General features: G+C 58.4%; 27 protein-coding genes. 22 read left to right on the plus strand and 5 right to left on the minus strand.

Translation table 11 applies throughout. The features are described from left to right. Positions 1–6 precede the first annotated feature (6 nt). From glyA to NOM06_RS02240, 13 genes are all read left to right on the plus strand, one after another. A complete protein-coding gene (gene glyA / locus NOM06_RS02180) occupies positions 7–1,260 on the plus strand; it encodes a serine hydroxymethyltransferase (RefSeq protein WP_005338884.1) in 1,254 nt (417 codons plus the stop codon). Positions 1,261–1,410: 150 nt separating this feature from the next. Then, positions 1,411–1,860, plus strand: coding sequence for a transcriptional regulator NrdR (nrdR, locus tag NOM06_RS02185; protein WP_005338880.1), 450 nt, complete (start codon positions 1,411–1,413; stop codon positions 1,858–1,860). A gap of 198 nt (positions 1,861–2,058) precedes the next feature. Continuing rightward, positions 2,059–3,168 (plus strand): bifunctional diaminohydroxyphosphoribosylaminopyrimidine deaminase/5-amino-6-(5-phosphoribosylamino)uracil reductase RibD, encoded by a 1,110-nt coding sequence (gene ribD, locus NOM06_RS02190; RefSeq protein WP_255909541.1) that lies wholly within the window; start codon positions 2,059–2,061, stop codon positions 3,166–3,168. Between the two features lie 55 nt (positions 3,169–3,223). Beyond that, positions 3,224–3,877: a riboflavin synthase gene (locus NOM06_RS02195; protein ID WP_005349507.1), complete on the plus strand. Its 654-nt coding sequence runs from the start codon at positions 3,224–3,226 to the stop codon at positions 3,875–3,877. Positions 3,878–4,026: 149 nt separating this feature from the next. Then, complete coding sequence (gene ribBA / locus NOM06_RS02200) at positions 4,027–5,136, plus strand: bifunctional 3,4-dihydroxy-2-butanone-4-phosphate synthase/GTP cyclohydrolase II (RefSeq protein ID WP_047438138.1); 1,110 nt, start codon at positions 4,027–4,029, stop codon at positions 5,134–5,136. 203 nt (positions 5,137–5,339) lie between these two features. After that, positions 5,340–5,810, plus strand: a complete 471-nt coding sequence (ribE, locus tag NOM06_RS02205; protein WP_005338866.1) for a 6,7-dimethyl-8-ribityllumazine synthase — start codon at positions 5,340–5,342, stop codon at positions 5,808–5,810. Positions 5,811–5,824: 14 nt separating this feature from the next. Then, on the plus strand, positions 5,825–6,238 hold the full coding sequence (nusB, locus tag NOM06_RS02210) for a transcription antitermination factor NusB (protein ID WP_005343514.1): 414 nt from the start codon (positions 5,825–5,827) through the stop codon (positions 6,236–6,238). A 57-nt stretch (positions 6,239–6,295) separates the two neighbouring features. Continuing rightward, positions 6,296–7,255, plus strand: a complete 960-nt coding sequence (gene thiL, locus NOM06_RS02215; RefSeq protein WP_255909543.1) for a thiamine-phosphate kinase — start codon at positions 6,296–6,298, stop codon at positions 7,253–7,255. Next, a complete protein-coding gene (locus tag NOM06_RS02220; RefSeq protein WP_076493814.1) occupies positions 7,252–7,746 on the plus strand; it encodes a phosphatidylglycerophosphatase A in 495 nt (164 codons plus the stop codon). The genes thiL and NOM06_RS02220 overlap by 4 nt, the downstream gene beginning before the upstream one ends. A 487-nt stretch (positions 7,747–8,233) precedes the next feature. Then, a complete protein-coding gene (locus NOM06_RS02225; protein WP_005349510.1) occupies positions 8,234–9,958 on the plus strand; it encodes an ABC transporter ATP-binding protein in 1,725 nt (574 codons plus the stop codon). A gap of 70 nt (positions 9,959–10,028) precedes the next feature. Next, positions 10,029–11,585, plus strand: a complete 1,557-nt coding sequence (locus tag NOM06_RS02230; protein WP_042054176.1) for an ABC transporter substrate-binding protein — start codon at positions 10,029–10,031, stop codon at positions 11,583–11,585. A gap of 99 nt (positions 11,586–11,684) precedes the next feature. Continuing rightward, a complete protein-coding gene (locus NOM06_RS02235) occupies positions 11,685–12,659 on the plus strand; it encodes an ABC transporter permease (protein WP_005343520.1) in 975 nt (324 codons plus the stop codon). A gap of 4 nt (positions 12,660–12,663) precedes the next feature. Then, on the plus strand, positions 12,664–13,605 hold the full coding sequence (locus NOM06_RS02240) for an ABC transporter permease (protein ID WP_255909546.1): 942 nt from the start codon (positions 12,664–12,666) through the stop codon (positions 13,603–13,605). A gap of 158 nt (positions 13,606–13,763) precedes the next feature. Here the strand turns inward: NOM06_RS02240 and slyD are convergent, their stop codons facing one another. Together slyD and NOM06_RS02250 are read right to left on the minus strand one after the other, a co-directional pair. Beyond that, positions 13,764–14,435 carry a peptidylprolyl isomerase gene (gene slyD / locus NOM06_RS02245; protein WP_005348264.1) on the minus strand — a complete coding sequence of 224 codons (672 nt, stop codon included), beginning with the start codon at positions 14,433–14,435 and terminating at the stop codon, positions 13,764–13,766. Between the two features lie 143 nt (positions 14,436–14,578). Continuing rightward, entirely contained in the window at positions 14,579–14,782 is a 204-nt protein-coding gene (locus NOM06_RS02250) for a YheV family putative zinc ribbon protein (RefSeq protein ID WP_005335287.1), read from the minus strand. Between the two features lie 39 nt (positions 14,783–14,821). Here NOM06_RS02250 and NOM06_RS02255 point away from each other — a divergent pair, with 39 nt between their 5' ends. The 3 genes from NOM06_RS02255 (at position 14,822) to NOM06_RS02265 (ending at position 17,586) form a co-directional block, all read left to right on the plus strand. Then, positions 14,822–15,481, plus strand: a complete 660-nt coding sequence (locus NOM06_RS02255) for a hypothetical protein (protein WP_255909549.1) — start codon at positions 14,822–14,824, stop codon at positions 15,479–15,481. A gap of 152 nt (positions 15,482–15,633) precedes the next feature. Further along, positions 15,634–16,533: a chemotaxis protein gene (locus NOM06_RS02260; protein ID WP_005335289.1), complete on the plus strand. Its 900-nt coding sequence runs from the start codon at positions 15,634–15,636 to the stop codon at positions 16,531–16,533. 66 nt (positions 16,534–16,599) lie between these two features. After that, positions 16,600–17,586 (plus strand): hydrolase, encoded by a 987-nt coding sequence (locus NOM06_RS02265; RefSeq protein WP_255909551.1) that lies wholly within the window; start codon positions 16,600–16,602, stop codon positions 17,584–17,586. Here the strand turns inward: NOM06_RS02265 and NOM06_RS02270 are convergent. After that, positions 17,565–18,716 (minus strand): GGDEF domain-containing protein, encoded by a 1,152-nt coding sequence (locus NOM06_RS02270; protein WP_255909553.1) that lies wholly within the window; start codon positions 18,714–18,716, stop codon positions 17,565–17,567. The two genes, NOM06_RS02265 and NOM06_RS02270, sit on opposite strands and share 22 nt — an antisense overlap. A gap of 97 nt (positions 18,717–18,813) precedes the next feature. Between NOM06_RS02270 and NOM06_RS02275 the strand changes: the two genes are divergently transcribed. The 3 genes from NOM06_RS02275 to NOM06_RS02285 are packed head-to-tail and all read left to right on the plus strand — an operon-like array spanning position 18,814 to position 20,510. Continuing rightward, the gene (locus NOM06_RS02275; protein WP_005335298.1) at positions 18,814–19,038 is read left to right on the plus strand and encodes a YheU family protein; all 225 of its coding nucleotides are present in this window, start codon (positions 18,814–18,816) and stop codon (positions 19,036–19,038) included. 52 nt (positions 19,039–19,090) lie between these two features. After that, on the plus strand, positions 19,091–19,960 hold the full coding sequence (locus NOM06_RS02280) for a phosphoribulokinase (RefSeq protein WP_005335299.1): 870 nt from the start codon (positions 19,091–19,093) through the stop codon (positions 19,958–19,960). Positions 19,961–19,976: 16 nt separating this feature from the next. After that, entirely contained in the window at positions 19,977–20,510 is a 534-nt protein-coding gene (locus NOM06_RS02285) for a DUF4136 domain-containing protein (RefSeq protein ID WP_255909555.1), read from the plus strand. 141 nt (positions 20,511–20,651) lie between these two features. Here the strand turns inward: NOM06_RS02285 and NOM06_RS02290 are convergent, their stop codons facing one another. After that, positions 20,652–20,948 (minus strand): MliC family protein, encoded by a 297-nt coding sequence (locus NOM06_RS02290; protein ID WP_040067985.1) that lies wholly within the window; start codon positions 20,946–20,948, stop codon positions 20,652–20,654. A 93-nt stretch (positions 20,949–21,041) separates the two neighbouring features. After that, entirely contained in the window at positions 21,042–21,446 is a 405-nt protein-coding gene (locus NOM06_RS02295; protein WP_069526485.1) for an OsmC family protein, read from the minus strand. A 300-nt stretch (positions 21,447–21,746) separates the two neighbouring features. On the opposite strand from NOM06_RS02295, the gene crp reads away from it, so the two are divergent. From crp to NOM06_RS02310, 3 genes are all read left to right on the plus strand, one after another. Continuing rightward, positions 21,747–22,385, plus strand: a complete 639-nt coding sequence (crp, locus tag NOM06_RS02300; RefSeq protein WP_005335304.1) for a cAMP-activated global transcriptional regulator CRP — start codon at positions 21,747–21,749, stop codon at positions 22,383–22,385. Positions 22,386–22,510: 125 nt separating this feature from the next. After that, the gene (locus NOM06_RS02305) at positions 22,511–23,311 is read left to right on the plus strand and encodes a putative RNA methyltransferase (RefSeq protein ID WP_255909557.1); all 801 of its coding nucleotides are present in this window, start codon (positions 22,511–22,513) and stop codon (positions 23,309–23,311) included. A 336-nt stretch (positions 23,312–23,647) separates the two neighbouring features. Next, positions 23,648–24,754, plus strand: a complete 1,107-nt coding sequence (locus NOM06_RS02310; RefSeq protein ID WP_139428688.1) for a porin — start codon at positions 23,648–23,650, stop codon at positions 24,752–24,754. Positions 24,755–24,872: the final 118 nt, after the last annotated feature.

A 24,872-nucleotide genomic window follows, 5' to 3' on the forward strand; every position in this document is an offset into this window, starting at 1 on the left:
AAACGGATGTTGAAACGTGACATGACCATCGCCAATTATGATCCGCAATTGTGGCAGGCCATCACAGACGAAACCCGTCGTCAGGAAGAGCATATCGAGCTGATTGCGTCTGAGAACTACACCAGCCCCCGTGTCATGGAAGCCCAGGGCTCCCAGCTGACCAACAAGTACGCTGAAGGTTACCCCTCCAAGCGTTACTACGGTGGTTGCGAGTATGTGGATGTGGTCGAAACCCTGGCTATCGAGCGCGCCAAAGAGCTGTTCGGTGCCACTTACGCCAACGTGCAGCCGCACTCCGGCTCCCAGGCCAACAGCGCCGTTTACATGGCTCTGCTGCAGCCGGGCGACACCGTACTGGGCATGAACCTGGCCCACGGCGGTCACCTGACCCACGGCTCTCCGGTCAACTTCTCCGGCAAGCTCTACAACATCGTGCCTTACGGTATCGATGAGTCCGGCAAGATCGACTACGACGACATGGAACGTCAGGCTGTCGAGCACAAGCCGAAGATGATGATCGGTGGCTTCTCTGCCTACTCCGGCATCGTTGACTGGGCCCGCATGCGCGAAATCGCCGACAAGGTCGGTGCCTACCTGTTCGTCGACATGGCTCACGTGGCTGGTCTGATTGCCGCTGGCGTCTACCCGAACCCGGTTCCCCACGCTCACGTGGTCACCTCCACCACTCACAAGACCCTGGCCGGTCCGCGCGGTGGTCTTATTCTCTCCGCCGCTGACGACGAGGAGCTCTACAAGAAGCTCAACTCTGCCGTCTTCCCGGGTGGTCAGGGTGGCCCGCTGATGCATGTCATCGCCGGTAAAGCCGTTGCCTTCAAAGAGGCGCTGGAGCCCGAGTTCAAGACCTATCAGGCCCAGGTCGTGAAAAACGCCAAGGCGATGGCGGCTACCTTTATCGAGCGCGGTTACAAGATCGTCTCCGGCGGTACCGACAACCACCTGATGCTGGTTGACCTGATCGGTCGCGAGCTGACCGGTAAGGATGCTGACGCTGCGCTGGGCAAAGCCAACATCACCGTCAACAAGAACTCCGTGCCCAACGACCCGCGCTCCCCGTTCGTCACCTCCGGTGTGCGGATCGGTACCCCGGCCATCACCCGCCGCGGTTTCAAGGAAGCCGAGTCCATCGAGCTGACCCACTGGATCTGCGACGTATTGGACAACCACGACAACGATGCCGTGCTGGCCACCGTACGCGAGAAGGTGCTGGATATCTGCCGCCGCTTCCCGGTTTATGGCTAATAAGCCAGACCATCCGGTTTGAGACCAATGCCACCTTCGGGTGGCATTGTTTTTTCTGGCTTTTACCGGTTTTGGATGGCCGTGCTACACTGGCCGACCTAGATCCTGGCCCGCCGGGCCGGTCCCTGTTCCATTAACGCCGGAGGTCCGATGCATTGCCCATTCTGTAGTGCGGTTGATACCAAGGTGATCGATTCCCGTCTGGTGGCAGAAGGCCATCAGGTGCGCCGCCGTCGTGAGTGTCTGCTCTGTCACGAGCGTTTTACCACCTTCGAGATGGCCGAGCTGGTGATGCCCCGCGTCATCAAGTCCAACGGCTCCCGCGAGCCGTTCAACGAAGACAAGCTGCGCGCCGGCATCCTGCGGGCGCTGGAGAAGCGGCCGGTGAGCATGGAGGCCATCGAAAAGGCGGTCAACCATATCAAATCCCGCCTGCGTGCCACCGGTGAGCGCGAAGTCGCCTCCGAGCTGGTGGGCAATCTGGTGATGGATGAGCTCAAGAGTCTGGACAAGGTGGCCTATATCCGCTTTGCCTCCGTCTATCGCAGCTTCGAAGATATTCGCGAGTTCGGTGAAGAGATCGCCAAATTGGAGAAATGATGGTATCGGATGGGCAAGTGGATATCCGCTTCGCCCTCTCTACCTCAGGACTCGAAGATATTCGCGAGTTCGGTGAAGAGATTGCCAAGCTGGAGAAGTAAACCTCCATGCTCACCCATGTTGCCGCGTCCGATTACGCTGCGCTAATCGAACCTACGATACTGCGTAAAGTCGAGATGTGTTGTCAAAGGAGCCCGAATGTTTAGTCAAGATGATTACCAATGGATGAATCGGGCCCTCGAACTGGCCCGCCGCGGCCGCTACACCACGGCCCCCAATCCCTGCGTCGGCGCCGTGCTGGTGAAAGATGGCGTGGTGGTTGGCGAAGGGTGGCATCAGAAGGCGGGCGAGCCCCATGCCGAGGTTTACGCCCTGCGCGCCGCCGGTGACAACGCCCGTGGCGCCACCGCCTATGTGACCCTCGAACCCTGCTCTCACCACGGTCGTACTCCCCCCTGCGCCGAGGCGCTGATCAACGCCGGTGTGGCCCGGGTGGTAGCTGCCATGGTCGATCCCAATCCCCAGGTGGGCGGGCGTGGCCTGCGGATGCTATCCGAAGCGGGCATCAAGACCGATTTCGGCCTGCTGGCGAGCGAAGCGGAAGCGCTCAACCCGGGCTTTTTCAAGCGGATGCGGACCGCCTTCCCGCGGGTGACCGTCAAGCTGGGGGCCAGTCTCGATGGCCGCACCGCCATGGCGAGCGGCGAGAGCCAGTGGATCACCTCTCCCGATGCGCGCCGTGACGTGCAACGGCTGCGGGCCCGCCACGATGCGGTGCTCTCCAGCGCTGAAACCGTGCTGGCCGATGGTGCCTCCCTGACCGTGCGCTGGGACGAGCTGCCCCCTTCGGTCAAGGCGAGTTATCCCAAAGAGACCCTGCGCCAGCCGCTGCGGGTCATCATCGATTCGCAAAACCGGCTCACCCCGGATCTGCCGCTATTCCAGAGCGAGAGCCCGGTACTGCTGGCCCGTCACAAGGCGTCCGGCGAGTGGCCCGAGTGGGTGCAGCAGCTGGAGCTGCCGCTGCTGGATGGCAAGCTGGATCTGGTCAGCCTCTTCATGCTGCTGGCCAAACAGAACGTCAACTCGGTACTGGTCGAGGCGGGGCCACGGCTGTGCGGCGCCCTGCTGGAGAAGGGGCTGGTGGATGAGCTGGTGCTCTATCAGGCGCCCAAACTGATGGGGGATGAGGGGCGTGGCCTGTTCCATCTGCCGGGTCTGACCCGGCTGTTCCAGGCCCCCAAGCTCGCCATCAAGGATGTGCGCATGGTGGGGCCGGATATTCGCATTACCGCCAAAATAGCCTGATTTATCAATGTTCAGGGGGGCATAATCAGCCCCCGTCATCAGCAAGGTGATCTGCATGTTTACCGGAATTATCGAAGCGGTGGGAACCCTGGCCGAGCTGCGCCGTCAGGGCGATGACATGGCCCTCACCGTCCACGCACCAGGTCTGGATTTTAGCGACGTCAAACTGGGCGACTCCATCGCCACCAATGGCGTCTGCCTCACCGTGGTGGCGCTGGGCGACAAGAGCTATACCGCTGATGTGTCGCTGGAAACCCTCTCCCGTACCGGTTTTGCCGCCGCCAGAGTGGGCGATCGGGTCAACCTCGAGAAGGCGCTGATGCCCACCTCCCGCCTCGGCGGCCATCTGGTCTCCGGCCACGTGGATGGGGTAGGGGAGGTGAAAAGCGTCTCCAGCAGCGGCCGCGCCATCGAGTACTGGATCAAGGCGCCGGGCGAGCTCTCCCGCTATATCGCCGAGAAAGGCTCCATTGCGGTGGATGGCATCAGCCTCACCGTCAACGCGGTGCAGGGCGACCTTTTCCGCTTGACGATCGTGCCCCACACCGCCCAGGAGACCACCATCGCCAGCTGGAAGCCGGGCCACAAGGTCAACCTCGAGGTGGATCAGATCGCCCGCTATCTGGAGCGGCTGATGATGGGGAAAAGTCAGGAGAGCAGCGCCTCGACCCTGACCATGGAGACCCTGGCCAAGGCCGGTTTTCTCTGACGGTGTGCGCTATATCGGCCCACCAAAACGATTTTCTGTGATCCCGCTCTGATTGAAATGGAGCCGCTAGCCCCAATCTAGAGCAACATACACTCGCATTTGCGTTGAGCCTGCGGGCTCAACCCCCAAGCACACTGATGGAGTAGCCCATGGCGCTGAGCACAACCCAGGAAATCATTGCCGATATCAAGGCTGGCAAGATGGTGATCCTGATGGATGACGAAGACAGGGAGAACGAAGGAGACCTCATCATGGCCGCTTCCTGCGTCCGTCCGGAGGATATCAACTTCATGGCCCGCTACGGCCGTGGCCTCATCTGCCTGACATTGACCCGGGATCGCTGCAAGCAATTGGCGCTGCCGCTGATGGTGGATCGCAACAATGCCCAGTTCTCCACCGCTTTTACCGTCTCCATCGAGGCGGCGGAAGGGGTGACCACGGGTATCTCAGCCGCCGATCGCGCGGTGACCGTGCAGGCGGCTGTGGCGCCCAATGCCAAGGCGGCCGATCTGGTGCAGCCGGGCCACATTTTCCCGCTGATGGCGCAGGATGGCGGTGTACTGACCCGCGCCGGTCACACCGAAGCTGGCTGCGATCTGGCCCGTCTGGCCGGTTTCGAGCCAGCAGCTGTTATCGTCGAGATCCTCAACGAAGATGGCACCATGGCGCGCCGCCCTGACTTGGAGATCTTCGCCGAGGAGCACGGCATCAAGCTTGGCACCATCGCCGACCTTATCGAGTACCGCAACCAGCACGAGACCACGGTCGAGAAGGTGGCCGAGTGCAAGTTGCCGACCGAGTTTGGCGAGTTCGACCTCATCACCTTCCGCGATACCATCGACAATCAGGTTCACTTCGCCCTGAAAAAGGGTGAGGTGCAGGCCGATCAGCCGACCCTGGTTCGCGTCCATCTGCACGACGTGCTGAGCGATCTGCTGCTGACCGACCGCCACGCCGCCCGCAGCTGGCCGCTGCCCAAATCCATGGCCCGCATCGCCGACGAAGGCGGGGTGCTGGTGATTTTGGGGGCGGAATCCCACGGCGCCGAGCTGCTGGCCCGGGTCAAGGGTTTTGAAGCCGCCGACAAGGGACTGGCACCGGAAGGGGCCAAGTGGCAGGGCACCTCGCGCCGGGTGGGTGTGGGTTCCCAGATCCTCAAGGCGCTCGGCGTGAGCAAGATGCGCCTTTTGAGCTCGCCGAAGAAGTACCATGCCCTCGGTGGTTTCGGTCTGGAAGTGGTTGAGTACATCGGCGAGTAACGTTCTACCAGAGAAGTACCATCCCCTTCCGAGCTGTTTCGATCTGGAAGTCGTGGAATTCACCGGCGAGTAAGCGCGCCGGACTGGTTAAATCGCGATCATGGCCGTCTATTGCGGCCATGGTTTTTGTCGTGGGTCTGTTGTGCTAGAATGTGCGCACTTTTGACTCCGGCCCTTTTGATTGCACAGATACAGGATTTCCAATGAAGGTTATCGAAGGAAATATCGCCGCTCCTGAGGCGCGCGTTGCTATTGTTGTTGCCCGTTTCAACAGCTTCATCAACGACAGTCTGGTGAACGGCGCGGTGGACGTACTGAAGCGTCAAGGTCAAGTGCAGGACAGCAACCTGACACTGGTAAAAGTGCCGGGCGCGGTTGAAATGCCATTGGTCATCAAGAAGCTGGCCAAGAGTGGTCAATACGACGCCATCGTGGCGGTCGGTACTGTCATCCGTGGCGGCACCTACCACTTCGACCTGGTGGCAAACGAGAACAGCAAGGGCATGGCCCAGGTAATGATGGAATATGAAATTCCCGTTGCCTTCGGTGTGCTGACCACTGAAAACATTGAACAAGCCATCGAGCGTGCAGGTACCAAGGCGGGTAACAAGGGTGCAGAGGCTGCACTGGCAGCGCTCGAAATGATCAACGTCCTGAAAGAACTGGACGTGTAACGAGGAGAAGTACATTGAAACCGTCTGAGCGCCGTAAAGCCCGCCATTGCGCCACCCAGGCCATCTACCAGTGGCAGATGACCAAGGCTAACGTGGGTGACATCGAAGAGCAGTTCAAGATCGATCAGGACACCAAGGGTGTAGACCTGAACTATTTCCGCGATCTGCTGTTCGGGGTAGCCCTCCACTGCAGCGAGCTGGACAAGGTGTTTGCACCTTTCCTCTCCCGTCCGCTGGAAGAAGTGGACATGGTGGACAAGGCGATCCTGCGTCTGGCGACCTACGAGCTGACTCGTCGTGATGATGTTCCGCCGCGCGTGGTCATCAACGAAGCGATCGAGCTGGCCAAAGCTTTTGCTGCCGATGACAGCCACAAGTTTGTCAACGGTGTACTGGACAAGGTGATCAAGTCGCTGAACAAGCGTTGATCCTGCTGTCCGTCAGCATCTAAGAGAGGAGCCAGCTTATTGCTGGCTTTTTACTGTATGGGTGAATTTGAGCTGATTGATAAGTACTTCAAGGTTCCCCACGCCCGCAAGGACGTGGTGATGGGCCCTGGAGATGACTGTGCCCTGCTGACCCTGCCCCCCGATACCCAGCTGGCGGTGAGCACCGACACTCTGGTGAGCGGCGTACACTTCTTTCCCGACATGGATCCGGTGGATCTCGGCTACAAGGCGCTGGCGGTCAATCTCTCCGATCTCGCCGCCATGGGGGCCGAGCCGCGCTGGGTCTCGCTGGCGCTGACCCTGCCTGCCATCAACGAAGGTTGGGTCGCCGGTTTTGCCGAAGGGTTTCTGGAGCTGGCCGAGTACTACAATGTGGCGCTGGTGGGCGGAGACATGACCCGCGGGCCGCTCTCCATCACCATCTCGGTGAAGGGATCGGTGCCTGCCGGGCGCGCTCTGATGCGCAGCGGTGCCAAAGCCGGTGACGGCATCTATGTGACAGGCACTCTGGGAGATGCCGCGCTGGCGCTTTCCCACCTGCTGGGCAAACGTACCCTCAACGAGAACCAGCTGGCCGCCGTGCTGCCACGGCTCGACCACCCCCATCCCCGCATTCTGGCCGGTCAGGCGCTGCGCGGGCTGGCGGGTAGTGCGCTGGATCTCTCCGACGGTCTGGCATCGGATCTCGGCCATATCCTCAAGGCGTCCGGTGTGCGGGCCCAGATCGATCTCGATAGGCTGCCGCTCTCGCCGGTGCTGCAGGATGCGGTGAGCGAGCAGGAGGCGTGGCAACTGGCGCTGGCCGGTGGTGATGACTACGAGCTCTGCTTCACCGTACCGGAGGAGCACCGCGGCGCGCTCGATACGGCGCTGGCCCACAGCGGGGTCAAGTTCAGCCGCATCGGCCGCATCGTGGCGGGCGAGCCGGGCATCGACTACCTGCGTGGCGACCAAGCGGTCGAGTTGCAACTGAAAGGGTGGGATCACTTCGCATGAGTTTGTTCAGGATAAAGCCCGAGCTGACACGACTGGATCTGAAAAATCCGCTTCATTTTTTGGCGGTGGGGTTTGGTTCCGGTCTCAGCCCCAAGGCGCCGGGCACCATGGGCACCCTGGCGGCGATTCCGCTCTATCTGCTGGTGAGCGGTCTGCCGACCTATTGGTTTATCGCCTTGCTGGTGGTGGGTTTTGTGGTCGGTATTCGTATCTGCCAGAGCGCGACCGATGCCATCGGTATGCCGGATCACGGCGCCATCGTCTGGGACGAGGTGATCGGTTTTGGCGTCACCATGATCGCAGCGCCAGCCGGTTGGGAGTGGGTGGTGGCGGGCTTCGCGCTGTTCCGGTTGTTTGACGTGCTCAAGCCTTGGCCCATCTCCTGGTTTGATCGCCGGATCCACGGTGGCCTGGGCATCATGCTGGACGATCTGATCGCCGGCCTGTTCGCCCTGTTTTGTATGCAATTACTGGCATTCTGGCTCGGTTGAGAGCCATCTTCCGGGGGATGACCGTTCTGGCATCCCCCGATTTATATCTGCTTAATTTTCATTCATCGGCATATGCTGCCGTTTATCATCCATTTCACATAAATATTCACTACTCATTCGGGGCTCGTGATCGTTTTTGAAATAGTGATAAATGCTGCTTGTTGCGTTGTTGTTGAAATTAAAGTAATGATACCAATAGATGTACGGACGCACCGGCCATTTTTGTGATGAAAATCATCATTTATCTCTGCCGAATTGGTGGTTATCTGCACAAAACATTGCGGAATTGTATAACTCAATCATTTACACCCGTGGTCAAACCGTCTAAGTTACTCGCGGGTTATTCCAAAAAAATGCAAAAAACCCGCCCGGATCGCTGGTTTCGCTGCCTCATGGATTGAGCAAATATTGCCCAAGGTAACAACCGGCATCTGCGGCTGATTTACGGACGAATTATTTGGGACGGATGTCCCCCGCAGAGGTAAACATGTCCTTGCTCGAAGTAAAGAACTTGCGGATCGAGTACCCCTCCCGCTACGGGGTGCTGGCCGCGGTGAAGGATCTCTCTTTCTCTATCGAAAAGGGTGAGATTGTCGGGGTGGTCGGTGAATCCGGCGCCGGCAAGTCCACCATAGGCAACGCCGTCATCGATCTGCTCAGCCCGCCGGGTCGCATCGCCCGTGGCGATATCTACCTCAATGGCGAGCTCATCTCCGGCAAGAGCCAGAACGAGATGCGGGCCATTCGTGGCTCCCGTATCGGGTTCATCTTCCAGGATCCCATGACCTCCCTCAACCCGCTGTTCACCGTTGAGCATCAGCTGGTGGAGACCATTCTGGCCAATACCGACCTCTCTCGCGAAGCCGCTTTTGCCAAGGCATTGGAGCTGATGGGGGCAGTGGGGATCCCGAGTCCGGAGCTGCGCATCAAGCAGTACCCACACCAGTTTTCCGGTGGCATGCGTCAGCGGGTGGTTATCGCCATCGCGCTCTCCTGCGATCCGGAGCTGATCATCGCCGATGAGCCGACCACGGCGCTCGACGTCTCCATTCAGGATCAGATCCTCCAGCTTATCCGCGCCCTCTGCAAAGAGCGTCAGGTGGGCTGTATGCTGGTGACCCACGACATGGGGGTGGTCTCCAACGTTACCGACAAGGTGGCGGTGATGTATCGCGGCGATCTGGTGGAGTTCGGCCTGACCGAACAGGTGCTGGGCAGCCCCAATCACCCCTATACCCGCAGCCTCATCTCGGCGGTCCCCCGCTCCGACGTGAAGCTGGTGCGTTTCCCGCTGGTCTCCTATATCGAGGATGCCAGTGCGCCGGATACCAATATCGACCTCAAGACCCACTGGCTCGGCCAGAGTCAGGACGAGCGTGCCTATGAAGGGGCGCTGCTGCGGGTGGAGAACGTCGATCTGAAGTTCGTCACCAAGGACTCCATCTTTCCGAGCCGCCGCCAGTATGTACGCGCTTGCAACAACATCAGCTTCGAGATCTTCGAGGGTGAAACCTTCGGTCTGGTGGGGGAGTCGGGCTCCGGTAAATCGACCATTGCCCGCGCCATCACCGGTCTCTATCCGCCTGATACCGGCAAAATCTTCTTCGAAGGGATCGATCTGACCGCCCTCAAGAGCGAGCGCGAGCGTCGCCCGCTGCGTCGCCAGATGCAGATGGTGTTCCAGAACCCCTATTCCTCGATGAACCCGCGGATGAAGGTGCGCGACATCATTGCCGAGCCGATCCGCTTCCATCAGCTGGCGAGCAGCGAGAGCCAGATTGAGGGGATTGTCGGCGATCTGCTGGATCACGTGGGTCTCGGTCGTGGTGCCGGGGTCAAGTATCCCCACGAGTTCTCAGGCGGTCAGCGCCAGCGTATCTCCATTGCCCGCGCCCTGGCCACTCGCCCGCGTTTCCTTATCTGTGACGAGCCGACCTCGGCGCTGGATGTGTCGGTGCAGGCCCAGATCCTCAACCTGCTCAAGGATTTGCAGCAGGAGCTCAAGCTCACCATGCTGTTTATCAGCCACGATCTGCCGGTGATCCGTCAGATGTGCGACCGCATCGGGGTGATGCAGCACGGTCATCTGGTGGAAGTGGCCGAGACCGAGAAACTCTTTACCAATGCCGAGCATGAGTACAGCCGCAAGCTGATCTCCCTCATGCCGGAGTTCAAGGGAATGTCCCGCGAGGGGCTGGAAATCGCAAGCTAGGAGAGCGCCGGTGCGCCGGTCTGCTTGTCAAAAAAAGTGTCATAAGAAAGCCAAAAGCATGGAGAACAAGATGAAGAAAGGATTGTCCAAGATTGCCCTGGCGCTGTTTGCCGCCGGTTTCGCCTTCAGTGTCTCAGCCGCTGATATCAAGGTGGGTGTCGCTTCTGACGCCACTTCGCTGGATCCGCAGGAGCAGCTCTCCGGTCAGACCCTGGAGATGTCGCACCTGGTATTCGATCCCCTGATGCGTTACACCCAGGACCTGCAGTTCGAGCCCCGTCTGGCCGAGAAGTTCGAGCGTGTCGATGACAAGACTGTCCGCTTCCACCTGCGCAAAGGGGTCAAGTTCCACTCCGGTAACGACTTCACCGCAGACGACGTGGTGTGGACCGTCAACCGCCTGAAATCCTCCGTCGACTTCAAGGCGATCTTCGATCCCATCAGCGAAGTGAAGAAGGTCGATGACTACACCGTCGATCTGATCACCGCCAAGCCCTTCCCGCTGGTGCTGCAGACCGTCACCTACATCTTCCCGATGGACTCCAAGTTCTACACCGGCAAGACCGAAGCGGGCAAAGACAAGGCCGAGATCGTCAAAAACGGCGACTCCTATGCCTCTACCCACGTCTCCGGTACTGGCCCGTTCACCGTCAAGTTCCGCGAGCAGGGTGTGAAGCTGGATTATGCCCGCAACGCCAACTACTGGGATAAAGCCTCCAAGGGTAACGTCGAGAACCTGACCGTGGTGCCGATCAAGGAAGATGCGACCCGTGTTGCAGCCCTGCTGGGTGGCGACGTGGACATGATCTATCCGGTTGCGCCGAACGATCTGGAGCGCGTGAAGAATGGCAAGGACTCCCAGCTGGTCACCCTGTCCGGTACCCGCGCCATCATCATCGAGCTGAACCAGAACACCAACCCGGCACTGAAAGACAAGCGAGTGCGTCAGGCGATCAACTACGCCATCAACCAGGTGGGTATCGTCGAGAAGATCAACAAGGGCTTCGGTACCCCTGCTGGTCAGCTGAGCCCGAAAGGCTATGCCGGTCACAACGAGGCGCTGGTGCCCCAGTATGATCTGGCCAAGGCCAAGGAGCTGATGAAAGAGGCCGGTTACGAGAAAGGCTTCAAGATGACCTTCATCTCCCCGGCTGCCCGCTACGTCAACGACGTCAAGATTGCCCAGGCGGTCTCCGCCATGCTGGCCAAGATCAACATCAAGGTGGATCTGAAGACCATGCCGGTGGCCCAGTACTGGCCTGAGTTTGACAAGTGCGCCGCGGACATGCAGCTGATCGGCTGGCACTCCGACACCGAAGATACCGCGAACTTCTTCGAGTTCCTGACCTTCACCAAGGACGCCAAGACCGGTATGGGCCAATACAACTGCGCCGGTTATGCCAACGCCGAAGCTGACAAGCTGGTGATGGATGCCAACGCCGAGACCGATCCGGCCAAGCGTGCCGAGATGCTGAAGAAGGTCGAAGCCATGTTGATCGAAGATGCTGCCTACGTGCCGTTGCACTGGGAAGATCTGGCCTATGGCGCCAAGAAGAACGTCGACATCAAGCCGGTGGTCAACGTGATGAACTTCCCTTACCTGGGTGACCTGGTGGTCAGCAAGTAAGAGAACGTCGCAAGGAAGGACGGGGCGGGGTGGTCAGCTGGCCACTCCGCCCACTAACAGAAGCCTGTGCCACGACACAGGCCACGTAGAAGGACAAGCATGTTTACATTCCTGCTGAAACGGTTCTATCAGGCCGTGATAGTGATGTTCGTCATCAGCCTGGTCGCCTTCTCCATCCAGGACAACCTGGGTGACCCGTTGCGCGAGCTGGTGGGACAATCCGTCTCCGAAGCCCAGCGTCACGAGTTGCGCGAGAAGATGGGCCTTAATGATCCCTTCCTCATCAAATACAGCCGCTTTTTGAAAAATGCGGTGCATGGGGATTTGGGCACCTCCTATTTCTTCAAGCGACCCGCTCTCGAGGTGATCCTCGACAAGCTGGTGGCTACCCTTGAGCTGGTGTTTGCTGCCGCGCTCATCATCGTGGTGGTTTCCATTCCACTCGGCGTCTATTCGGCGATCCGCCCGCGTAGCATTCCCACCAAGATCATCATGGCGGGGAGCAGTATCGGCATTTCGATCCCGGTGTTCCTGACCGCCATCATGCTGATGTATCTCTTCTCCATCCAGCTGGGCTGGCTGCCGGCCTATGGTCGCGGCGAGACCCGCAACCTGCTGGGCTGGGAGTCGGGCTTCTTCACTTGGGACGGCATCAAGCACCTGATCCTGCCGGCGGTGTCTCTCTCCTCCATCATGCTGCCGCTGTTTATCCGGCTGGTGCGCTCCGAGATGCTGGAGCAGCTCTCCTCCGAGTACGTCAAGTTCGCCCGTGCCAAGGGGCTGGACAACAATAAGGTCTACTACCAGCACGCCCTGAAGAACACCATGCTGCCGGTCATTACCGTCGGTGGTGTGCAGATCGGCACCATGGTGGCCTACACCATCCTGACCGAGAGCGTGTTCCAGTGGCCGGGGACCGGTTTCCTGTTCCTCGAGGCGATCCATCGGGTCGATACCCCGCTGATCACCGCCTATGTCATCTTCGTGGGCTTGATCTTCGTGGTGACCAATACCTTGGTCGACCTGCTCTACGGGTTGATCAACCCGACCGTTAACCTGACTGCCAAGGGGTAAGCGCATGACTAATGCTGTAACTGCAAGCCCAAGCCGTTGGGCACGTTTCAAGAACTCCGACATCGTCTACTACTTCCTGCGGGACAAGGTAGCCATGTTCAGCTTTGCGGTGTTCGTGGTATTTGTGCTGGCGGCGCTGCTGGCCCCCTGGCTCGCCCCGCACAACGTCTATGACCAGACCAGTTTTGATCTGATGGATGCCGAGTTGCCCCCCTCCTGGCTCGAAGGTGGCGAGGAGCGCTTCTGGCTCGGCACCGACAACCAGGGACGAGATATCTGGAGCACCATCCTCTATGGCGCCCGTATCTCCCTCACCATCGGTCTGTTTGCGGTGGCGCTGCAGCTGGTGCTCGGTATCGTCATCGGTCTGATTGCCGGTTATTTCGGTGGGCGCATCGACAACCTCTTGATGCGCTTTGCCGATGTGCAGCTGTCGTTCTCCACCATGATGGTGGCGATCATCATCTCCGCCATCTTTCAGGCAACCTTTGGCTCCGAGTTCTACTCGAAGTTCGCCATCATGATGCTGGTGGTGATCATCGGTATTGCAGAGTGGCCGCAGTACGCCCGTACTGTGCGCGCCTCTGTGCTGGCGGAGAAGAAGAAGGAGTATGTGGAAGCGGCCAAGGTGATGGGGTTCCGCGCCCCGCGCATCATGTTCCGCCACATTCTGCCCAACTGTTTGTCGCCGATTCTGGTGATCTCCACCGTGCAGGTGGCCAACGCCATCATGAGTGAAGCTGCGCTCTCCTTCCTTGGTCTGGGGATGCCGGTTGATCAGCCCTCGCTCGGTTCGCTTATCAGCGTCGGCTTCAACTACATCTTCTCCGGCTCCTGGTGGATCACCGCCTTCCCGGGTATCTGTCTGGTGGTGCTGGTGCTGGTCATCAACCTGCTGGGCGACTGGCTGCGGGATGTGTTTAACCCCAAGGTCTACAAAGGGTGAATAGAAAATCAGAGCGTTGGGAAGATTTCTGTGCAGACAAGCTCAGGTAATTTGAGCTTAACTGTGTCAAAAAGCTAAAGAAGAGGGAGGCGCAGTGCCTCCCTCTTCTTATTTGATGCCCGCTTGATGCGGGTTTTTTATCATCGCCGTGGCCGTGATCAGTGGTGATGGCCCTTGCCACCACAACCGCCGCCACCGCAGCAGCCGCCGTGACCATGGTCGTCACCGTGGTCGTGGCCATGATCGTGACCGTGGCCAGCACCGCCGCAGCAACCGCCCTGGCCGTGATCCTCATCATGGTCGTGACCATGACCGCCACAGCAGCCGCCGTGATCGTGGTCATGACCGTGATCGTGACCGCAACCACCGGCACCGTGAACGTGGCCGTGAGCCAGCTCTTCGGCAGTGGCAGCACGCACGTCCTTGATCTCGACCTTGAAGCCCAGAGTCACACCAGCCAGCGGATGGTTGCCATCCACTTTGACGAACTCTTCGGACACTTCAACCACTGTCACCGGACGGTGGCCATCGTCGGTTTCAGCCACAAAAGTATCCCCTTCGGAGACTTCCATGCCGTCGAACAGCTCGCCCGGTACTTCTTGTACCAGGGTCTCATCATATTCGCCGTAGGCCTGGCTCGGTGCCAGAGTCACTTCGAAGGCTTCACCTACCGCGCGACCTTCCAGCTCGGCTTCCAGGCCTGAGACCAGGTAACGGGTGCCGTGCAGATAGACCAGCGGCTCTTTGCCGACAGTGCTGTCGATGACTTCACCGTGCTCGTCGGTGACTGTGTATTCCAGCGTAACCACGCTCAGAGGAGCTACTTTCATGTCAGGATCCTGCGGATAGAAAAAAACGGGCTCAGAATACCCTAAAAAGCGGGCCGCGCATATGCCGTGCGGCGCCACTGAGTGACGAAAAAAACGGCAACAGCGTCAGTAAGGAGACCCTCATTCCACCCGCCATTCCCTTATCAGGGGCGAAACACCCCGATCACCTCTTCCGCCTCGCGAGTCTGCTTGTCGACCTCGGCAGGCGTTTGTACCTGGGTATCGCCACAGGCGACACAGGTCACCTTCTCGACTCCATGCTCCAGATACAGCATCATGTTGTCCAACTTGCCGCACGCCGGGCAGACTGCACCGGCAATGAAGCGTTTTTTACGTCTGGTTTCCATATTTGTTACCTCCAGGTAGCATCATATCAGGGTTTTTACATGCATCACGCCATCGAGTATCACCATTTTCCCTGCCAGGGCCTGCACGCCGGCAACCGCAAACGAACTCCGGTCGGGCAGCTGTTGCGGATCACCCAGGGCGCCGCGCTGCTGAGACTGGGCCAACATGAGCTGTTGCTGCCGGCAGGCAGCAGCTTCTGGCTCTGCGCCGATGCCCTTGCGGCCTTCAGCCCCCTCAGCGGTTGCGAGTACGATCAGCTGAATGTCTCTTTGCGCGTGGCTCAGCCGCAGCAGGCAGGCTGGCTGCAGGCCACGCCCCTGCTCGATGCCCTGCTCGACTCGCTGGCCCGGTGGCAACGTCCGAAAGAGTGGCAAGGAGCCTATGGTCAGCGACTGCAGGTGATCCTGGATGAGCTGCAACAGTGCGCCATCAGCCAGCAGGGTCACGGTGAGCTGCAAGCCTGCTGGCAAGCGCTGGCCAATGGCCAGCCGGAGTCTCTGCAACTATGGGCACAACAAGCCGATGCGCCGGTGGAAGCGAGTGAATTGCAACAACAGTGGCAACTGCTGCAGGCGCTCAGATTGCTCAAGGGCGGCAGCAAACCCGCGCAGGTGGCCAGCAAGCTGGGTTATGCCGATGAGGCCGCATTGCAAGCGGCCTGCCAGCAGTGGGGCGTTGGCGAGGATGGCGATCAATAACCGGACGCCGATGGAATACGCCAACGAAATTGGCTGAATGAGTCCAGTTTTTTGCCAGATGGTCGTTAACAAGGAAGGGCCATTCCCCCCGTAATCCTTTATGCTAGAGGCCTGAAGTGACTGCCAACGTTTCGACCAACAGGACATCTGCCATGACGAGCAAAGCCAATCAATCCCAGGGCATGTTGCTGTTTCACCTTTCAGCCAAACAATCCTTTGCCATCGGTACCCTCAAGGTGAAGGAGATAGTGCCCTACACCCAGCTGACGGCAATGCCGCACTCGCACCCGACCGTGTTGGGGGCTGCCAATATGCGCGGCTCCACCATTCCGGTAATCGACATGGCGATGGCGGTGGGCTATCGCCCCATCAGCAAGGAGGAGATGCCCCACTGCTTCATCATCATTACCGATTGCCGCCGCACTCTGGTGGGTTTTCTGGTACGGGGCATCGACAAGATCACCGAGTGCAACTGGCGCGATATCGAATCGCCCCCCGCCTCCCTCGGCCACAATGTGTTCGTAACCGGCGTGACCCGGGTCAATGACCAGCTGATCCAGCTGCTGGATGTGGAGCTGATCCTCTCCCGGGTCTATCCGGATGATCCGAGCCACCTCTATCCGGTACTGACCGATGTGCAGCGGGAGCGGATCAAGCCAATGCGGATCCTGCTGGTCGATGACTCCTCGGTCGCTCGCCGTCAGCTGATGGCCGCCCTCGACTACATCAATATCCCCTATGAGGTCTGCACCAATGGCAAGGATGCACTGACCCTGATGCAGACGCGGGCGAGCCAGAAGACCCCGATCGACATTCTGGTTAGCGATATCGAGATGCCGGGGCTCGATGGCTACGAGCTGGCCTTCGAGGTGCAGAGCGATAGCAAACTGGCGGGGGCCTACATCATCCTGCACACCTCGCTCTCCAGCGAGATCAGTGTGGAGCGGGCCCATCAGGTGGGTGCTCATGAGGCGCTGACCAAGTTCGAAGCCAATGAGCTGATCCAGGCCATGCTGCGCGGTGCCGAACATCACGATCGCCTGCTGAAATAAGCCAATGACTGGCGGGAGAAACACTCCTCCCGTCCTCCTTATCTTCGACCCAGACCGACTGACCCCATGCTGACCGAGAGCCACTTCCACGCCCCCTGGTGGGCACGCAATCCTCATCTGCAGACCATATTGCCCAAATGGCTGCGCCGCACCCCTGCCCGTTTTGTGGCGGAGCGGTTTGAACTGCAGGATGGGGACTTTGTCGACCTCGCCTGGAGCGGGGAAGTCAGCCTTGATGAACGGCCGCTGATAGTGGTGTTTCACGGGCTGGAGGGAAGCATTCACTCCCACTATGCCAAGGGATTGTTCGCCCACCTGCAACAAGAGGGCAGAGAGGCCGTGCTGATGCACTTTCGCGGTTGCAGTGGCGAGCCCAATCGCCACCTGCAGGCCTATCACTCCGGCGCCATCTGTGATGCGCAGGAGCTGATTGCCGAGCTGAGCCAGCGCTTCCCGGGCAAACCGCTGATCGCCATCGGCTTTTCACTGGGTGGCAATATGCTGGTCAATCTGCTGGCACGGGCCTGTCCTGCGGCATTGAAAGCGGCGGTGGTGGTCTCGGCCCCGCTGCAATTGGCGAGCTGCGCCGAGCGGGTCAATCAGGGCTTCTCGAAGGTCTATCAGAACTATCTGCTGCGCACCATGCGCCGCAATTTGCTCAGCAAAATCAGCCAGCAGCAGAAAGCGAGTGAACGCTGGCAACCTCGACAAGTGGAGCAGATTGCCACCCTGCGCGATTTTGACGAGCTGGTCACCGCGCCGCTGCACGGCTTTCACAGTGCAACCCACTACTACCAGAGCTGCTCGGGGCTACCACTGCTGGGCCAGATCCCCATCCCTACGCTTATCCTGCACGCCGCCGACGATCCCTTTATGTCACACGCGGTCATTCCCCGGCCGGAGCAACTCTCGCCCACGGTGCGCTATGAGTTGAGCCGCCGTGGCGGCCATGTCGGCTTTCTGCACGGCACGCCCTGGCGGCCACGGTTTTGGCTGGATGAGCGGATCAGCCGCTGGATTGCCGAACAGAGTCACTCTGCAACACAGAACTGATTGCGTCCCGACTCCTTGGCTCGATAGAGCGCCTGATCGGCCCGCTCCAGCAACTGGCTCGCCTCTTCGCCGGAGACATTGCAGGCAATCCCCTGACTCACCGTCACCCAGGGGGCAACATCGGACGCCAGATGCTCCAGCTGCAGGCTGGCCAGGCCATCTTGCAGCCGCTGCGCCACGCTGGCCGCCGCCTGACGGTCGGTATTGGGCAGCAGCAGCACAAACTCCTCTCCGCCATAGCGGGCCACCAGATCAGATGGCGTGCGAACCGCACGGTTGAGCGCTTGTGCCACCTCCTTGAGGCACATATCCCCTACCTGATGGCCGTAGTGGTCGTTGAAGCGCTTGAAATAGTCCACATCGATCAGGATGAGCGATAGCGGAGCGCCGCTCTCCTGGCTATGGGCTAACGCGCGATCCAACTCGATATTGAAATGCCGCCGGTTGGCGACACCGGTCAGAGGATCTTGCTTGGCGAGCTGATCAAGTTTGCGCAGCAGCGTCAGATTTTCATGCTCCCGCATGATCGCCAACTCAAACCAGCGGTGCAGCATGCGGCGGCCGACCTCCAACACCACCAGACCACAACCCAATCCCAACATGTATAACTGCGGAAAATCTACCCGCAGGTAAAGCTCATTCCATATCCCTAACAGCAATGAGCCAAAAACATACCCGTAAAATACCTTCCACGAAGGATAGAAAGCGATCATCGCGGCTAACAAGTTGAGGCGCATGATGCCATTTGAAAAACTGAGCCCGCCTCGCAGCTCGACCTGCCCCAACGTATAAAGATGAACAGCCCACACACAGCCCCAGACAAGGGTGACCTGCGAGGCAGCCCGCAACCATGCCCTGTCATTGAGATAATCGCAGAACAACCCTATGACAGGCAGCAGCAACAGCGCCACCATGACAAAGCCCAACTCACTCTGAAAACGCCATGGAAGAGCGCTATCACTGGCCAGGCCGGCCTGTCGATAGACCTCGTAGCGTATTGCAAGAAACAGCACCATCAACCATTGCAGTAACCAGAACCACACCATGCCTCGGGCAATCGCCTCTCGACGTGCGCTGTTCAGATGCTCAGTCAGGGTTAACGGCGCGCTGCGCTGCGCTTCAGACAACATCTCTCAGACTCCGGTGAAAAGGTAAAAAGTGATTGCATTCGCGGGATTCAACACAACAATAGCCTGACGATCACCTCTTTTGCTGTGAGACCTTTAAATGATCATTCCCTGGCAAGAACTGGACGGCGACACCCTGACCAACCTGATCGAACACTTTGTGTTGCAGGAAGGAACCGAATATGGAGAGCAGGATGTACCGCTTGGCGTCAAAGTCGATGCAGTGAGAGAACAATTACAGCAAGGCAAAGCTGTCATCGTCTATAGCGAGCTGCACGAATCGGTGAATATCGTGATGAAAGACCGCTTCATCGAGCAGTCTTGACCCAACCGCAATCCGGACCTTATAACGGAATTCCCAAGGAAGAGAGAATCCCATGTCGGCCAAGCACCCCATTATTGCCGTTACCGGTTCGTCCGGTGCCGGCACCTCCACCTCCACCAACGCCTTTCGCTCCATGTTCCATCAACTGGGATATACCGCGGCTGTGGTGGAAGGTGACAGTTTTCACCGCTACACCCGACCGGAAATGGATGTAGCGATCCGCAAGGCGCGCGAACAGGGGCGTCATATCAGCTATTTTGGCCCTGAGGCCAATGACTTCGGGCTGCTGGAGAGCTTTTTCCAGGGCTATGGGCAGGATGGCAATGGCCAGTATCGCCGCTACCTGCACAGCTTTGACGAGGCAGTGCCCTTCAACCAGATGCCCGGCACCTTTACCCCCTGGCAGCATCTGCCCAGCAATACCGATCTGCTGTTTTATGAAGGGCTGCACGGCGGTGTGGTCACCGAGGATCACAATGTGGCGCGCCACGTGGATTTTCTGATAGGCGTAGTGCCCATCGTCAATCTGGAGTGGATCCAGAAGCTGATCCGCGATACCTCGGAGCGAGGGCATTCCCGCGAGGCGGTGACCGACTCCATCGTTCGCTCTATGGATGACTACATCAACTTCATCACCCCGCAGTTCTCGCGCACCCATATCAACTTCCAGCGAGTACCGACGGTGGATACCTCCAACCCCTTCAGCGCCAAGGTGATCCCGAGTCTGGACGAGAGTATGCTGGTGATCCGGTTTCGCGGTATCAAGCAGGTGGATTTCCCCTACCTGCTGTCGATGATCGATGGCTCATTCATGTCGCGGATGAACACCATTGTGGTGCCGGGTGGCAAGATGGGCTTCGCGATGGAGCTGATCCTGCGCCCGCTCATCCAGCAATTGATCGAAACCGGCAAAATAACCTGATTCAAAGGAGTTCACGATGCGGCTTGCTTATCTCTTTGTGGCACTGCTCGCCCTGCTTGGCGGTTGCAGCAGCGGGCCAGCGGCCCCCACGCTGGAGTCCGGCACCATGCTGGTTCGCCCGATGGGCAACTGGACCTATGGTGCAACCCCGCGCTACGCCCTGGCCGAACAGTATCAATTTGCCGGTGAGTTGGCGGAAGGGTGGCTTGAGCCAATGCAGCAAGCGGTAAGCCGGGAGCTCAATGGCAAGGGGTGGCAGAGTGCACCGCTCGACGAGGCGGATCTGTGGGTCGCCATCGGCGTCGCGGGCGGCAAGGATATGAGTGACGGCGAGATATTCGCGCGCCTTGGCATGACGCCCGGGGTATATGCCTCGGCCAACCAGCGCAAAGGGTCGCTGGCCATCGTGCTGCTCGATCGCAAAACCCAGAAAGCGGTCTGGAGCAGCATCATCCAGCTGACCAGCGATGTGAGCATTGCAGACAGCCAGCGTCAGGCACTCAGCCAGCAGCTCGCGGCCGAGCTGCTCAATCGCGTCCCCACCAACTAGCGCTTGTTTAGTGATAACGGATGGATAGAAAAACGGCTTGCCTCCCGGCAAGCCGTTTTTTGTGGTCACAACCTCCTGACCCAATCAGGCCTAGGCCAGACCCGGGCACAAAGCTGCACACCTTCAGCTATCTGTGGTCACTTATTTAAGCGTACAGGTCAGCAGCGTCACCCCTTTCTGGGTGAGGAGAGCCTGTTTGTCCTGATTCCAGAAGGTGGTGACACTGTCGGAATATTTGGCGCCAGATTCAGACTCCACACGCGCCAGCTTGTGGTAAACCCCGGCATAGGGGAACTGTACCATGTCAGCCTGGGCATCATAGGTAACGGCCAGCATCTCTTCGCCACACTGGTATTGGCTGTATTGATACTGGGTAGGTTGCGGGCTGCTGCACGCCGCCAGACCCAAAAGGGGAAGCAGAGCGATCAATTTTTTCATTGCACTTTCCTTATGTAATGGCTTTATGTCATGGCCTTGTGCAGTGGCCTTACGTAACGGCCTTATGCCAGGGTACCAACGAAACTATCGTTATCAAGCTTCAACAATTTGATAACTATGGGTAATTTGTACCGCTTTTTCCAACATCAGGGAAACAGAACAGTATTTTTCCATCGACAGATCGACCGCTCTGGCCACCTGCTTCTCCGCCAATCCCTTGCCTGTCACCACGAAGTGCAGATTAATCTTCTCGAAAACCCGGGGCACGCTATCGACCCGTTCGCCACTGACATCAACATAACAGGCGGTCACCGACTGGCGCGCTTTTTCGAGGATAGAGACCACATCGATAGAGCTGCAGCCACCGACCGCCAGCAGGATCATCTCCATCGGGCTTGCCCCCTCACCGGGGTTGGCACCATCCAGGATCACTTTGTGACCGGATTCACTCTCACCCACAAACTTCATCCCTTCCACCCAGCTGACCTTGGCTTTCATCTCGCACTCTCTCCTGTTAATCATGATGATGGATCCCTAGCATAACCCAGTCGCTTATCTCTGCCGAACAGGGGGAGTTGGGATGGAAATAGATCAAAATCAACATCTCCGACCTCTATCTTCCCTAGAATGGCCGAAGCGGCGCAGCAGGCATTACTCAAAGGGCTCTGTCAAAAGCCCGCAAAGCCTTGTCAGCACAGGCAAAGGCTCTTATCCTACTGCGACCAATACAAGGAATGGCAAGATTGGCAGCTTGCCCGGACGCACAAGTCCATAAAAAGACACTACAGAGGAATTCTCATGGTCATTGGCAAACCGCAAAGCGATCCCACCCTGGAATGGTTCTTGTCGCACTGCCACATTCATAAGTATCCCGCCAAGAGCACCCTGATCCATGCGGGTGAAAAAGCGGAGACCCTCTACTACATCGTCAAGGGCACTGTGGCCGTCTTGATCAAGGACGATGAGGGCAAAGAGATGATCCTCTCCTATCTGAACCAGGGCGATTTCCTGGGCGAGATGGGGATGTTCGAGGAGAACGAGAATCCCGAGCGCTCCGCCTGGGTTCGCGCGAAAGGCTCTTGCGAAGTGGCAGAGATCTCCTACAAGAAGTTCCGCCAGCTGATCCAGGTCAACCCGGACATTCTGATGCGTCTTTCTGGCCAGATGGCCAAGCGCCTGCAGCACACCAGCCAGAAAGTGGGTAACCTCGCCTTCCTGGATGTGACCGGCCGGATCGCCCAGACCCTGCTTAACCTGGCCAAACAGCCGGATGCCATGACCCACCCGGATGGCATGCAGATCAAGATCACCCGTCAGGAGATCGGCCAGATCGTCGGCTGCTCCCGTGAAACCGTGGGCCGCATCCTGAAGATGCTGGAAGAGCAGGAGCTCATCTCTGCTCACGGCAAGACCATTGTGGTATTTGGCACTCGCTGATGACCCGTCCGCAGGCCTGACTGAGGCCTTGGGATAAAAAAGGCTGCTACGGCAGCCTTTTTTGATCCTCTCCCCTATAATCCCGAACGCCCTTCACTGTTCCGGCATTCGCCCAGAGAGTTACTATGCATCTTCAATGTCCCCGTTGCCGCAGTCCGCTCCATCTTCATGAAGCCTCCCAGGGGCGCTATTGCGACAACAAGCATCACTTCGATCCGGCACCGGAAGGTTATCTGGATCTCATCCCCGGCAAGAAAAATCCCAAAGACAGCGACAGCCGCGCCCTGATGCGCGCCAAGCACCATTTCCTGGAAGCCGGCCACCAACTGCCGCTGGTTGAGACCATGGCCGGCCTGCTCGCTCCGCTGGCCCCACAAGAGCTGATTCATCTTGGGTGCGGTGAAGGCTACTACTGCCGCGCGCTGGCAGAGCGCCTGCCCGGCTGGCAGTTTGCTGGGGTTGATATCGCCAAGAACACCATCTTTGCCGCCAAAAAAGCGCAGCCGGACGGCCAGTTTGTCATTGCCGATCCCGCTCGCGCGCCGTTGCAACCGGGTTCTGCTCAGGTGCTGTTGGTCAACGATCTCAAGGTCAAGACCGAACAGCTTGTCAGCTGGCTGGCCCCCGGTGGCTATCTGCTCTATCTGCAGCCGGGCCCGCGCCATCAGTGGCAACTGCGGGTCAGCCTCAATCCGGTAAGCATGGAACACCCCCTCAGCTGGCCAACCCTCGGCGGCCTCAATCCGATGGCTCAACAGCGCTGCCAGTTCAGCCTCACCATGGATCAGGCCATGCGCAGCTTTATTCTGGAGACCAGCCGTCTTGGCTGGCGGGCAACCGGTGAGCAGCGTCACGCTTTCGCTCAACAGGGCCCGAATGAACTGGAACAGGATCTGCTGCTGACCCTGTGGCAAAAGCCCATCTGATCACTGGTGGGGGCCTTGCAAGGCTCCCGCCCCGTTTTCCCCGACCCATTCTCCCCTCCGTGATCTAGCTCACAACTTGAGCCATCGACCTTGTTGCTCAGAACAGCCTTGATGTCAAAAAAGTCACTAGAAAATAATTCATTGAATTTAATCTCTTTTTATCTTGTCAAAAACCGTCACACCCAGTCTTGATAACGACCTCGTCACCTCAATTAAACAACGATGGATTCAGGCCCAGTCAAGGTTGGGACGCCTACCGTGTGGCTATCGGACTATTTCCGATTTCACAGAACCGACAACAAGTTCGGAAGTGTTTACATCAGAGGAATAACGCATATGAAGAAGTCTGCACTGACTATTGCCATCTCCAGCCTGCTGCTGGCGAGCGGCGCCCATGCTGCTACCGTTTACAACCAGAACGATACCAAGCTGGATATCGGTGGCCGTGCACAAGGTGCTTACTACGGTACTGACGACAACGGTTCCGAAGGTGACCAGAGCTACTTCCGTCTGCACGTTGCTGGCGAGACCAAGATTGCTCCCGAGATGAAGGCATTCGGCTTTGCCGAGTACAACCTGCCGACTTCCGGTTCTGACAACGACGAGCTGCGTTATGCCTATGCCGGCATCAAGCACGACCGTTTCGGCGCATTCAGCTATGGTCGTCAAGATGGCCTGTTCACCAAGGCCGTCAACAACTATACCGACGTTCTGCCTGAGTGGGGCGGTGACGGCCTGGGCAAAGATACCGAAGTATTCGGCACCGGCCGTACCAACGGTCTGGCCCAGTACATCTACACCTATCAGGGTCTGACTCTGGGTGCCCAGTTCACCGGTAACAACGATCCGCAAAACGCCGGTCGCAGTGCAATCACTGAATCTTTCAACGGCAACACCTACAACGGCGAAAGCTGGAATAGCAAAGGTTCTGCTGAAGGCTTCGCAGTATCTGCCAACTACGATTTCGATATGGGCCTGAGCCTGGGTGCTGCCTATAACCAGGCTGGCAAGACCGACGAGCAAGCTCGCTATGCCGCCTTCGGTGGCGACAAGGATGCCAAGCTGATGGGCTTTGGTGCCAAATATGCAACTGGCGACCTCTACCTGGCTGCAACCTACTCCCACGGTGAAGACCACCTGTTCGTCAACAACGGTTACGCCGAGAAGATGGATGGCTACGAAGCCGTTGCCCAGTACACCATCGGCAAGTTCAAGCCTTCTCTGGCCTACCTGCGCACTGACGTGAAAGACTCCGCTCGCGGTATCGATGATACCTACACCGAGTACGTATCTATCGGTGCCTGGTACAACTTCACCGAGAACTTCAACGCCTATGTTGATTACAAGCTGAACCTGCTGGACTCCGTAGATGGCAAGTCCACCAACTCTCTGGGCAAAAATACCGACGACGTAGTCGCGGTTGCCCTGCAGTACAACTTCTAAGTAATTGGAAGTCAGTTATACCCTGTGATACCAATGTCTACTGTTTGAATTACTTCCGGCCGCTCTGCGGCCGGTTTTTTATTGCGCCTTTTCAGCACCTTGCATATAACTATCGAGC

The organism is Aeromonas sp. JL9 (genome assembly GCF_024436075.1).
Classification (GTDB): domain Bacteria; phylum Pseudomonadota; class Gammaproteobacteria; order Enterobacterales; family Aeromonadaceae; genus Aeromonas; species Aeromonas veronii.